Source organism: Streptomyces sp. NBC_00236 (genome assembly GCF_036195045.1).
GTDB lineage: Bacteria > Actinomycetota > Actinomycetes > Streptomycetales > Streptomycetaceae > Streptomyces.
In genome coordinates this window covers 3,632,085-3,643,735 of sequence record NZ_CP108100.1, presented here as the reverse complement: position 1 = coordinate 3,643,735, position 11,651 = coordinate 3,632,085, and the positions used below count along the sequence as shown (strand labels likewise).

Genomic DNA, 11,651 nt, shown 5'->3' with positions numbered 1-11,651 from the left:
TCGGGTCAGCGGGCATCGTCCGGAAGGAGCCGGGCGAGAGTGCGGACGGCGCGGTACTGCAGGGTCTTGATCGCGCCCTCGTTCTTGCCCATCACCCGGGCGGTCTCGGCGACCGAGAGGCCTTGCAGGAAGCGCAGGGTCACGCACTCCTGCTGCTGGGGGTTGAGTCGGCGCACGGCTTGCAGCAGTGCGGCATTGGAGAGGGACTCCAGGACGGAGTCCTCGGGGCTGCGCTCGACCTCGTTGGCGTCGAGCATCTCGCCGGTGGTCACTTCCAGTCGGAAACGACTGGATTTGAAGTGGTCGGCGACCAGGTTGCGAGCGATGGTGACCAGCCAGGCGCCGAAGTCGCGGCCCTGCCAGGTGAAGGTGGAGATGCGCCGCAGGGCGCGGAGGAAGGTCTCACTCGTGAGGTCCTCCGCCGTCGCCTTGCCGCCCACCCGGTAGTAGATGTAGCGGTACACGGTGTCGCTGTACTGGTCATAGAGGCGGCCGAAGGCGTCAGCCTCACCGGCCTGTGCGCGCTCGACGAGATCCATCATGCGCGCGCTGTCGCTGTCGGCGGTCGGCCGACGAACGGTGGACGTGGTCGTTGCGCCGCGGTTGCTGCGTCTTCCGACCGCCGCGCCGCGTTCGGCCAGGGCGTAGCAGGGGCCGGCAGGTGCAGGGGTGGCAAAGGCGGGTACGGCGTACGCGGTGGGGACGAAGCCGCGCAAGCGGTCGCCGACCGTTGCGCGCAGCGTAGCCAGGCCCGAGGCGTCAACCCCGACGTGTGGGTACACGGGACTCCCAGAGGCAGAGCTTCCATCACGTGCAGTGCGAAACCGTCACTCGTCGTAGTGAGTGGTGGGTTCCGGAATGCGTCTGAGGAGAATAACGCTTCGTACAGGCAGTGCTACACCCAGTTGCTCAAATCATCGATTACGTCGCTTCTGTAGCGACTATTCGACGCATCAAGTAGCACATCGTGACCGGTTATTGATCGGATTACTTCGAGATCTGTCACAGGCCGCGACGGGTTGTGGTCGAGTGCGGGTAACCCGACTGGCCGGAGCGGTCGGTGGGTATGGGGTCCCGATTGGCGGCAGGGGGCCGGGCGTGGCCCGGCCCCGGCGGCCTGCGGCCCCGGTGGCCTGCGGCCCCGGTGGCCTGCGGCCCCGGCGGCCTGCGGCCCCGGCGGCCTGCGGCCCCGGCGGCCTGCGGCCCCGGCGGCCTGCGGCCCCGGCGGCCTGCGGCCGGGGAGGGTCAGTGGCGACGGCGGTGCAGGGGGCCGGGCGTGGCCCGGCCCCGGTGGCCTGCGGCCCCGGTGGCCTGCGGCCGGGGAGGGTCAGTGGCGACGGCGGTGCAGGGGGCCGGGCGTGGCCCGGCCCCGGTGGCCTGCGGCCCCGGTGGCCTGCGGCCCCGGTGGCCTGCGGCCGGGGAGGGTCAGTGGCGACGGCGGTGCAGGGCGACGGCTGCCGCGGTGCCGCCGGCGAGGGCGCCCACGCCGGCGGCGGCCGGGATGCCGACCTTGGCGGCCTTGCGGCCGGTCCGGTAGTCGCGCAGCCGCCAGTCCCGGGCGCGCGCGTGCTTGCGGAGCTTGGTGTCCGGGTTGATCGCGTACGGGTGCCCGACCAGGGACAGCATCGGGATGTCGTTGTGCGAGTCGCTGTACGCCGCGCAGCGGGCCAGGTCCAGTCCCTCGGCCGCGGCCAGGGCGCGTACCGCCTCGGCCTTCGCCGGGCCGTGCAGGGGTTCGCCGACCAGGCGCCCGGTGTAGACGCCGTCGACCGATTCGGCGACGGTGCCCAGCGCGCCGGTCAGGCCGAGCCGGCGGGCGATGATCGTGGCGGTCTCCACCGGGGCGGCGGTGACCAGCCAGACCTTCTGGCCGGCGTCGAGGTGGGCCTGGGCGAGCGCGCGGGTGCCGGGCCAGATGCGGTCGGCCATGTACTCGTCGTAGATCTCCTCGCCGATCGACATCAGCTCGGAGACGCGATGGCCCTTGACGATGGACAGGGCGCTGTCGCGGGCGTCCTGCATGTGTTCGGGGTCCTCGACGCCGGCCAGCCGGAACCAGGCCTGCTGCCAGGCGAACCGGGTGAGCTCGCGGCGCTCGAAGAACTTCCGCTTGTACAGGCCGCGGCCGAAGTGGAAGATCGCGGCGCCCTGCATGACGGTGTTGTCGAGGTCGAAGAAGGCGGCGGCCCGGTCGTCGCCGACGACGGGGAACTCGGGTTCCCCGTCCTGCGCGGCGCCGTCCTCGGCACCGTCGGACTGCTCGGCGGCGAGCGAGGACTTCCGTGCTGCCTCCGCCGCTGCTTCGCCGGCCAGCACGCTGCGTGCTGTCGCGGAACGCCTACGCGGTGTGAGCCATCCAAGAGCGGCCATGCCGTGAGCATAGCCAGTCACCCCGCTCCTTCCCGACCTGCCGGGATGCGGCGGCGTGAACTCTCGGAGACCGACGCGTTAAACGGGCGATTCCCGGGCGTAATGGTTCAAGGCCGGCTCAAGACCGCTTCGGGGCCGGTTCGGGGCCGGTTCGGGGCCGAAGCGGGGCCGGGCAGGGGCCGCGCGGAGGTCGGATCGGGCCCGGGGGCGGCGCAGAATGAAAGGTATGAGTGCCCTGCTGCGTCGTACGAAGAAGAAGCCCGCCGACCGCGTGGTGACCCTGGTCGGGAAGCCGGGGTGTCACCTCTGCGACGACGCCCGGGCGGTGGTGCGGGCGGTCTGCGAGGAGACCGGTGCTTCCTGGGAGGAGAAGGACATCACCCGGGACGAGGAGTTGTACAAGGAGTACTGGGAGCAGATCCCCGTGGTGCTCGTAGATAACGAACAGCACACGTTCTGGCGCGTGGACCCGGCAAGACTGCGCAGCGCGCTGCTTTCCTGAGTGAAACCTGGTTACCATCGTGGGCGTTTTGAGTGGTCTCGGGGGCGTGGCTGTGAGGAGTGTGTTCCGCTTTGCCCCCTTCGGGCCTGCAACGGGCTGATGCGATCCGCGGTTCCTGGATCGCGCGACGAGTGCGCGTGACCCCGGTCACTTTGACCGGACAAAACGGACACCATCTTTGTGCACGCGTTCACAAAGACATAGCCTGCATTCGACGGGGCGGTCTTGGGACATACGGCCGCCTGCAGCCCCGCTCATCCCGCAGGAGCACCGTGGCAACTGGCCGAAATCACCGACCGGCGACCCGTAGCCGAGGAATTCCCGAGGCCACCGTCGCCCGACTTCCGCTGTATCTCCGTGCGCTGACCGCGCTCTCCGAGCGTTCGGTCCCCACGGTCTCCTCCGAGGAGCTCGCTGCGGCGGCGGGGGTCAACTCCGCGAAGCTGCGCAAGGACTTCAGCTATCTCGGTTCTTACGGGACCCGCGGTGTCGGCTACGACGTCGAGTACCTCGTCTACCAGATCTCGCGCGAACTCGGCCTCACCCAGGACTGGCCGGTCGCCATCGTCGGCATCGGTAACCTCGGCGCCGCGCTCGCCAACTACGGCGGTTTCGCCTCCCGCGGCTTCCGGGTCGCCGCGCTGATCGACGCCGATCCCGCGATGGCCGGAACGCCGGTCGCCGGGATCCCCGTCCAGCACGCCGACGACCTGGACCGCATCATCAGCGAGAACGGCGTCTCGATCGGTGTGATCACGACCCCGCCCGGCGCCGCCCAGCAGGTCTGCGACCGGCTCGTCGCCGCGGGCGTCACCTCCATCCTGAACTTCGCCCCGACCGTGCTCTCGGTGCCCGACGGCGTCGACGTGCGCAAGGTCGACCTCTCCATCGAGCTGCAGATCCTCGCCTTCCACGAGCAGCGCAAGGCCGGCGAGGACGCCGCTTCCGCCGACAGCGGACCGGACCCGGCCGCGCCGCCCGTGCGCGCCGCGACCAGCAGCCGGAAGGGACCCGACGGGGACATGCCCGCCGTGATGCCGGCATGAGTCTCCTTGTCGTAGGGCTGAGCCACCGCAGCGCCCCCGTCTCCGTGCTGGAGCGGGCCTCGCTGTCCGCCGACAGCCAGGCCAAGCTGCTTGAGGACACCCTCGCCGCAGAGCCCGCGGTCGAGGCCGCCGTCCTCGCCACCTGCAACCGCATCGAGCTGTACGCCGACGTGGACAAGTTCCACGCGGGCGTCGCCGAGCTGTCCACGCTGCTCGCCCAGCACAGCGGCGTCGGCCTGGACGAGCTCACTCCCTATCTCTACGTGCACTACGAGGACCGGGCCGTCCACCACCTGTTCTCGGTGGCCTGCGGACTGGACTCGATGGTCGTGGGCGAGGGACAGATCCTCGGCCAGATCAAGGACGCGCTGGCGCTGGGGCAGGAGCTCCACACCGCCGGCCGGCTGCTGAACGACCTCTTCCAGCAGGCCCTGCGGGTCGGCAAGCGCGCCCACAGCGAGACCGGGATCGACCGCGCCGGGCAGTCGCTCGTCACCTTCGGCCTGGAACAGCTCGCCGACGGCCGTGATCCCGCGGCCTGGGCGCAGGGCAAGCGCGCCCTGGTGATCGGCGCGGGCTCGATGTCCTCGCTGGCCGCCGCGACCCTGGCCCGTACCGGTGTCGCCGAGATCGTCGTCGCCAACCGCACCCGGGCCCGCGCCGACCGTCTGGTCGAGATCCTCAACCAGGCCGGCGGTACGGGAGTGGCCGCCCACGCCGTGGAGATGGCCGCGGTCTCCGACGAACTGACACGTGCCGACGTCGTCGTCTCCTGCACCGGAGCCACCGGGCTCGTCCTGAGCGCCGAGGCCGTCGCCGGAGCGCTCGGGCTGGACTTCGCCCCCGCGCACGAGGCGCCCGCCGCACCCGCGTCGGCCCCGCTCGCCGAGCCGGACGAGCAGCACGCCGCGTGGGTGGAGAACGGTTCCGCCACCGCGACCGCGCAGGCCCGCGCCGTCCGCCGGATCCCGGCCCAGTCCACCGGGCCCGTCCGGCTCGCCCTGCTGGACCTGGCCATGCCGCGCGACATCGACGGCGGCGCCGCCCGCCTCGACGGTGTGCGCCTCGTCGACATCGAGTCGCTCGCGGAGGCGTCCGCGGACGCCCCGATGGCCGCCGATGTGGACCAGGTGCGCAGCATCGTCGCCGACGAGGTCGCCGCCTTCGGTGCCGCCCAGCGCGCCGCCCACATCACTCCCACCGTCGTCGCCCTGCGCACGATGGCCGCCGGAGTGGTCGCGGGCGAGATCGCACGGCTGGACGGCCGCCTCCCCGACCTGGACGAGAAGCAGCGCGCCGAGATCTCGCAGACCGTGCGCCGCGTCGTCGACAAGCTCCTGCACGCGCCCACCGTGCGGGTCAAGCAGCTCGCCAGCGAGCCCGGCGGCGCCGGGTACGCCGATGCGCTGCGGGAACTCTTCGACCTCGACCCGCAGACGGTCGCCGCCGTCTCCCGGGCAGACCTGAACGACCCGAATCGAGGGCGGTCATGACCGACAACTCACCCCTGGGCGCGGGGCCACCCCAGCCGCTGAGGCTGGGGACCCGGCGCAGCAAGCTCGCCATGGCGCAGTCCGGCCTGGTGGCCGACGCGGTCAGCGAGGTGACCGGGCGCGCCGTCGAACTCGTCGAGATCACCACGTACGGGGACACCTCCCGCGAGCACCTCGCGCAGATCGGTGGCACCGGCGTCTTCGTCGCCGCGCTGCGTGACGCGCTGCTGCGCGGCGAGGTGGACTTCGCCGTCCACTCGCTCAAGGACCTGCCGACCGCGCAGCCCGAGGGTCTCGTGCTGGCCGCCGTGCCGGTGCGCGAGGACCCGCGCGACGCCCTGGTGGCGCGCGACGGGCTGACCTTCGAGCAGCTGCCGTCCGGTGCCCGTGTCGGCACCGGCTCGCCGCGCCGCATGGCGCAGCTCAACGCGTACGCCCGCAGTCACGGCCTCGACATCGAGACCGTGCCGATCCGGGGCAACGTCGATACGCGTATCGGATTTGTGCGAAGCGGTGAACTCGACGCGGTGGTACTCGCCGCGGCCGGGCTCAGCCGCCTCGGACGGAGCGGTGAGGTGACCGATTTCCTGTCGGTCGACACCGTTCTGCCCGCTCCCGGCCAGGGAGCACTGGCGATCGAGTGCGCTGCCAGCAGCGCCGACCTCGCCGCCGCGCTCGCCGAGCTCGACGACCCGTACACCCGGGCCGCCGTGACCGCCGAACGTGCCCTGCTCGCCGCCCTGGAGGCCGGCTGCTCCGCACCTGTGGGTGCGCTGGCCGACCTCCTGGCCGACGGCCAGGCTGTCAACGAACTGCGCCTGCGCGGTGTCGTCGGTTCCATCGACGGTTCCTCGCTGGTACAGATGTCCACCACCGGTCCCGTCCCCACGTCGCACGACGACGCGGCGGCCCTCGGTCGCGAACTCGCGGCCGAGATGCTCGCCAAGGGTGCGGCCGGTCTTATGGGGGAGCGAGCACTTTGAGCCCCACCGGCCACGCCGCATCCGATTACCCGGTCCTGTCCGCAGGGCACGTCACCTTCCTCGGCGCCGGTCCCGGCGACCCGGGACTGCTGACTCTGCGCGCCGTCGAGGCGCTTGCGAGCGCGGACGTTCTTGTCGCCGAGCCGGACGTTCTCGGCGTCGTCCGCTGTCATGCGCGGGCAGGCGTAAGCACGCCTGAGCTGACGGTTGTTGACGCGCAGTCAACAGCCGCCGGTGTTCCCGTTCTCAGGGATGCGGTCAATCTTGTCATGGAGGCCGCGAAGGGCGGCAGGCGGGTCGTCCGTGCCGTCTCCGGTGACCCCGGTCTCGACGGCAACGCGGGCGGTGAGATGCTGGCCTGCGCCGCCGCGGGCATCCCGTTCGAGGTCGTGCCGGGCGTCGCCAACGCCGTGGGCGTGCCCGCGTACGCCGGGGTGCCGCTGCGCGACGCGCAGGGCGCGGACGTCCGCTTCATCGACGCCCGTACCGCCTCGGACCGCTGCTGGAGCGAGGTCGGCGCCAGCGACTCCACGTGCGTGATCTCGACGCAGCTCGACGCGGTGGCCGCGGCCGCCGGCGAGCTGGTCTCGGCGGGCCGCAAGCCCGACACCCCGCTGACCGTGACGGTCGCCGGTACGACGACGCGCCAGCGCACCTGGACGGCGACGCTCGGCACGATCGCCCAGGTCTTCAAGCAGGGCAAGATCCTGCCGTCCCCGGACGGGCACCAGCCCGTCATAGCCGTGGTCGGGGAGCGCAGCTCCGCCGCCCAGCGCGACCAGCTCGCGTGGTTCGAGTCCAAGCCGATGTTCGGCTGGAAGGTGCTCGTGCCGCGTACGAAGGAGCAGGCGGCGTCGCTCTCCGATCAGCTGCGTTCGTACGGTGCCGTGCCGCACGAGGTCCCGACGATCGCCGTCGAGCCGCCGCGTACGCCGCAGCAGATGGAGCGGGCGGTCAAGGGCCTGGTCACGGGCCGCTACGAGTGGATCGCGTTCACCTCGGTCAACGCGGTGAAGGCGGTCCGGGAGAAGTTCGAGGAGTACGGGCTCGACGCCCGTGCCTTCGCCGGGATCAAGGTCGCGGCCGTCGGCGAGCAGACCGCCGCCGCGCTCGTCGACTTCGGTGTGAAGCCGGACCTGGTGCCCTCGGGTGAGCAGTCGGCCGCGGGTCTGCTGGAGGACTGGCCGCCGTACGACCCGGTCTTCGACCCGATCGACCGTGTCTTCCTGCCGCGTGCGGACATCGCCACCGAGACGCTGGTGGCCGGGCTCATCGAGCTCGGCTGGGAGGTCGACGACGTCACCGCGTACCGCACGGTCCGCGCCTCGCCGCCGCCCGCCGACACGCGTGAGGCGATCAAGGGCGGCGGTTTCGACGCGGTGCTCTTCACCTCGTCCTCGACCGTGCGCAACCTGGTCGGCATCGCCGGCAAGCCGCACAACGTGACGGTCATCGCGTGCATCGGCCCGGCCACGGCGAAGACCGCCGAGGAGCACGGCCTGCGTGTCGACGTCCTCTCCCCGGAGCCCTCGGTGCACAAGCTGGCCGAGGCCCTCGCCGAGTTCGGCGCGCAGCGCCGGGACGCGGCGAAGGAGGCCGGTGACCCGGTGACGCGGCCGAGCGAGCGCCGTCCGGGTGCGCGGCGGCGTCGTACGACGACCTGAGCGCACCCGCGGAAGGTCTCTGGGGTCCGGTCCGCTTCTCCGTGAAGCGGCCGGGCCCCTGCCCGTTTTTCCGGCACCAGTGTCGGCAAGAGCGTGATGTGTACGGGTCTAGTCTCGAAGGATGACTGTGTACGGAAACTTCCCCGGCTCTCGCCCCCGACGGCTGCGGACGACCCCCGTCATGCGGCGGATGGTCGCCGAGACCCGGCTCGACCCGGCGAACCTGATCCTGCCCGCGTTCGTGCGCGAGGGCATCGACGCCCCCGTCGCCATCTCGGCCATGCCCGGCGTGCAGCAGCACACCCTGGACACCCTGCGGAAGGCCGCGGTCGACGCGGTCTCGGCGGGCGTCTCCGGCATCATGCTGTTCGGCGTCCCCCTGGACGAGAAGAAGGACGCCCGAGGCACGGCAGGCACCGACCCGGACGGCATCCTCCAGCTCGGACTGCGTGCGGTGCGCGAGGAGGTCGGTGACGATCTCGTCGTCATGTCCGACCTCTGCCTGGACGAGACCACCGACCACGGCCACTGCGGTGTGCTGACCGAGGACGGCCGCGTCGACAACGACGCGACGCTGGAGCGGTACGCGGAGATGGCCCAGGTCCAGGCCGACGCGGGCGCCCATGTGGTCGGCCCCAGCGGCATGATGGACGGCCAGGTCGGTGTGATCCGCGACGCGCTGGACCAGACCGGGTACGAGGACGTGTCGATCCTCGCGTACACGGCGAAGTACTCCTCCGCCTTCTACGGCCCGTTCCGCGAGGCCGTCGGCTCCTCGCTCAAGGGCGACCGCAAGACGTACCAGCAGGACCCGGCCAACCTCCGCGAGTCGATGCGCGAGCTGGCGCTCGACCTCGCCGAGGGCGCGGACATGGTCATGGTCAAGCCGGCCGGCCCGTACCTCGACGTCCTGGCCAAGGTCGCGGACTCCGTGGACGTGCCGGTCGCCGCGTACCAGATCAGTGGCGAGTACGCGATGATCGAGGCCGCCGCGGAGAAGGGCTGGATCGACCGGGACGCGGCGATCCTGGAGAGCCTGACCGGGATCCGGCGGGCGGGTGCGCAGATGATCCTGACGTACTGGGCGACGGAGGTCGCGCAGAAGCTGCGGCGCGCGTGAGCGGTCGCTGAGGCGGGGGCCCGTGGCGAGCGCCGCGCCGCGGGTCAGGTCACCCTCAAGCCCTGGCGGCTCCTACGCGGGCTCCGAGGCTCCACCACCCGAATCAGTCTCCTGGTCGTAGTGGGTGTCGACGCCAACTCCGGCGAAGGGATACCACCGCGCGTAGATCTCGCCCCGTCCCGTGATCGGCTCGCCCAGAGCGGCTGAGACTTCCTCCTGGCTCTGACCGAACCTTTGAGCTCGTCACACGATCTTGTTGGGCGACCCTGGCTGGTCGTGACCCAAATGACGGTTCGGCCGAAGGCGGTTGCCAACCTGGCCGATCAAGGCCGGGAGGGTGGCAGCGCGCCCGGACTCCACACCAGCGGCCGACGAAGCCGGCAAACGGAAGTGTGGCAGCCATGGTCTGGAGGGCACGGAGACGACGTGCAAGGATGCCAGGATGTCTCGCCGATCACGTCTTCTGCCGTGGGCCGCCGTAGCGGCAGTATCTGCCGCACTGCTCGGCCTGCTCCTCTACGCCGTGGACGACAAGCGTGAAAACGAGCTCTTCCCGGCCAGCACGGAAGCCACGTCACCCGCGGTGGCTCGGACTGCGCGTGAGCATCTTCACCTGTCCCGCCCGTCGGGGAAGGAGAAGACGGTGCGGATGACGGTGGACGGCATTCTACGCGAACAGCACTACAACACCATTACGGGCACTCTGGACTTTCTCAACGATGAGGGCGAGGTCGTCGACCGGGTTCCCTTCCATGAAGGGGGTCTCGCCGAAGGGCCGGTAGAGAGCTCGACCAGCGAGCACACTCCGAACCAGCGCGTCGAGGACGCCACTTCGGTCAAGCTTGGACCGGGCCTAAAATTTTCGCAGTGGCGCGACGAGTGGTAAGGGCTTGCCCGGCAAGCCCTTGAGGGGCCCCACGGATTTCAATGGGCTCCATATCAACTCAGGACGCTCCCCGTCCCACAGGAACCTTTCCGCCCACCAGGCCACTGGTCCCACCCCTCATCCGCATGCGCGTGCAGGAAGCATGCTCGCAAGCCGTGGCGGCGAAGAGATCCGGAACGGGCGGGCTGGGGGGCTGCGGTGGAGCCGCCTGGAGAGAGCCTGCGCGGAGTGGCTGCCGGAAATTGCCGGCGAGGACGGCGCCTTCACTCCCGCCGGTGACGGGCTCCTGCGCCCCGGACGATTCCGGGCGGTCGACCGTCCGGGCGGAGGTCGTACGTACCGGGTCCGGAAACCACGACCCGGTGGGCCGCGACCCGCTGACGTACGACGCGGTGGGCCGCGACGCGGCGGCCCACGACGTAAAAAGCTTTTAAGTCCTTTGGGAAGAAGAAATCAACCAAACCCAACCCACCCCGGTGGACCTCTGCGGGCCCCCGCGCGCATGAGTGCGCGTGCGCGTGGCCGTTCGCGGGCCTCGTCACTCGCACGGGTGACATGGCCCAACTGAGCTGGATTTCGCCCCGGTTGCCTGGCATATGCTCACGAAACCAAACTTCAGACTGAGACGGCCCCCGCCGGGATTGCCATCCCGAGCGAGGGCCTGACCGCCGAGGAAGAAGAACCCTTCCCGATGGATACCCAGCAGGTTATCTCCCCCTCCCACGCCCCGTCCGGCGGCGTCGTCCACGTGAAGGTGCGCCACAGCAGCCACTTCACGGTCATCGGCAACCACCTCGCCCAGCACCACGAGCTCTCGCTCATCGCGATCGGCCTCGCCACGCACATCCAGTCGCTGCCTCCAGGCGCGAAGGTCGGCATCAAGTGCCTGGTCGAGCGCTTCCCCGAGAGCGAGGCGCGCATCGCCGCAGCTCTGCGGGACCTGGAGAAGCACGGCTACCTCCAGCGCACCCGCGAGCGCCTGCCGTCCGGCCGCGTCATCACCCGCACGATCTCGTACGACCGGCCCTGCAAGGTGACCCCGGCGGCCGTTCCCGCTCCCGAGTTGCCAGCGAAGCAGATGCGTTCAGCTGGCGCGCAAGCCCCGGACCCCGTCCACATCACGCCCAATCCGCCGATGCCCGCTCCCGGACCGGCGGTGCCGGCGAAGGTGGTGCCGCCGAAGGTCCCGGCGCCCCGGCCGGAGAAGCCGAGCCCCGAGTTGGATCGGATGGCCTCGGCGTTCCTGTTGGACCTGAACCAGCGGGCAACCGAGTTCGAGCTCTCCGAGGACGACATCCGGGAGCTCACCCCCGCCGTCGCCGCCTGGTTCGAACGCAAAGCCACTCCTGCCGCCCTCGGACGAGCGCTTACCACGGACCTGCCGGTGCCGGTGAAGTTCCCGGTGAAGTTCCTTGAGGACCGGCTGACCAAGCGGTTCCCGTCGCCGCTCCCGCCCGCCGAACGGCCCCCGCTCTACGACCCGCTGCAGAACTGCGACGGCTGCGACCGCGCCTTCAGGGCCCCCGAACCCGGAAACTGCGCCGAATGTCGCCGGGAGCTCGCTGTCACGGCGTAGCCGCCGCGGGG

Annotated in this window: 10 protein-coding genes; 8 read left to right on the top strand and 2 right to left on the bottom strand. The window is 70.9% G+C overall.

Annotation, left to right across the window (positions count from 1 at the left end; genetic code table 11):
* Positions 1-5: 5 nt before the first annotated feature.
* Both OG446_RS16315 and OG446_RS16310 read right to left on the bottom strand, forming a co-directional pair.
* Positions 6-782, bottom strand: a complete 777-nt coding sequence (locus tag OG446_RS16315) for an ECF subfamily RNA polymerase sigma factor, BldN family (RefSeq protein ID WP_024490754.1) — start codon at positions 780-782, stop codon at positions 6-8.
* A 643-nt stretch (positions 783-1,425) separates the two neighbouring features.
* Positions 1,426-2,370 (bottom strand): HAD family hydrolase, encoded by a 945-nt coding sequence (locus tag OG446_RS16310; protein WP_328894738.1) that lies wholly within the window; start codon positions 2,368-2,370, stop codon positions 1,426-1,428.
* 226 nt (positions 2,371-2,596) lie between these two features.
* On the opposite strand from OG446_RS16310, the gene OG446_RS16305 reads away from it, so the two are divergent.
* From OG446_RS16305 to OG446_RS16270, 8 genes are all read left to right on the top strand, one after another.
* Entirely contained in the window at positions 2,597-2,872 is a 276-nt protein-coding gene (locus tag OG446_RS16305) for a glutaredoxin family protein (RefSeq protein WP_326736901.1), read from the top strand.
* A gap of 272 nt (positions 2,873-3,144) precedes the next feature.
* On the top strand, positions 3,145-3,918 hold the full coding sequence (locus OG446_RS16300) for a redox-sensing transcriptional repressor Rex (RefSeq protein WP_148020057.1): 774 nt from the start codon (positions 3,145-3,147) through the stop codon (positions 3,916-3,918).
* Complete coding sequence (locus OG446_RS16295; RefSeq protein WP_328894737.1) at positions 3,915-5,411, top strand: glutamyl-tRNA reductase; 1,497 nt, start codon at positions 3,915-3,917, stop codon at positions 5,409-5,411. The genes OG446_RS16300 and OG446_RS16295 overlap by 4 nt, the downstream gene beginning before the upstream one ends.
* A complete protein-coding gene (hemC, locus tag OG446_RS16290; RefSeq protein ID WP_328894736.1) occupies positions 5,408-6,394 on the top strand; it encodes a hydroxymethylbilane synthase in 987 nt (328 codons plus the stop codon). Before OG446_RS16295 ends, hemC begins: the two co-directional genes overlap by 4 nt.
* Positions 6,391-8,058, top strand: coding sequence for a bifunctional uroporphyrinogen-III C-methyltransferase/uroporphyrinogen-III synthase (locus OG446_RS16285; RefSeq protein WP_328894735.1), 1,668 nt, complete (start codon positions 6,391-6,393; stop codon positions 8,056-8,058). Before hemC ends, OG446_RS16285 begins: the two co-directional genes overlap by 4 nt.
* A gap of 121 nt (positions 8,059-8,179) precedes the next feature.
* Positions 8,180-9,178: a porphobilinogen synthase gene (gene hemB, locus OG446_RS16280; protein WP_328894734.1), complete on the top strand. Its 999-nt coding sequence runs from the start codon at positions 8,180-8,182 to the stop codon at positions 9,176-9,178.
* 442 nt (positions 9,179-9,620) lie between these two features.
* Entirely contained in the window at positions 9,621-10,064 is a 444-nt protein-coding gene (locus OG446_RS16275) for a hypothetical protein (RefSeq protein WP_328894733.1), read from the top strand.
* A 691-nt stretch (positions 10,065-10,755) separates the two neighbouring features.
* Positions 10,756-11,640 carry a helix-turn-helix domain-containing protein gene (locus tag OG446_RS16270; protein WP_328894732.1) on the top strand — a complete coding sequence of 295 codons (885 nt, stop codon included), beginning with the start codon at positions 10,756-10,758 and terminating at the stop codon, positions 11,638-11,640.
* The last annotated feature ends 11 nt before the right edge of the window (positions 11,641-11,651 follow it).

Coding starts and splice junctions, on each gene's coding strand:
- OG446_RS16310 (WP_328894738.1), bottom strand. CDS start 2,370: ATGGCCGCTCTTGGATGGCTCACACCGCGTAGGCGTTCCGCGACAGCA.
- OG446_RS16275 (WP_328894733.1), top strand. CDS start 9,621: ATGTCTCGCCGATCACGTCTTCTGCCGTGGGCCGCCGTAGCGGCAGTA.
- OG446_RS16270 (WP_328894732.1), top strand. CDS start 10,756: ATGGATACCCAGCAGGTTATCTCCCCCTCCCACGCCCCGTCCGGCGGC.
- hemB (WP_328894734.1), top strand. CDS start 8,180: ATGACTGTGTACGGAAACTTCCCCGGCTCTCGCCCCCGACGGCTGCGG.
- OG446_RS16295 (WP_328894737.1), top strand. CDS start 3,915: ATGAGTCTCCTTGTCGTAGGGCTGAGCCACCGCAGCGCCCCCGTCTCC.
- hemC (WP_328894736.1), top strand. CDS start 5,408: ATGACCGACAACTCACCCCTGGGCGCGGGGCCACCCCAGCCGCTGAGG.
- OG446_RS16305 (WP_326736901.1), top strand. CDS start 2,597: ATGAGTGCCCTGCTGCGTCGTACGAAGAAGAAGCCCGCCGACCGCGTG.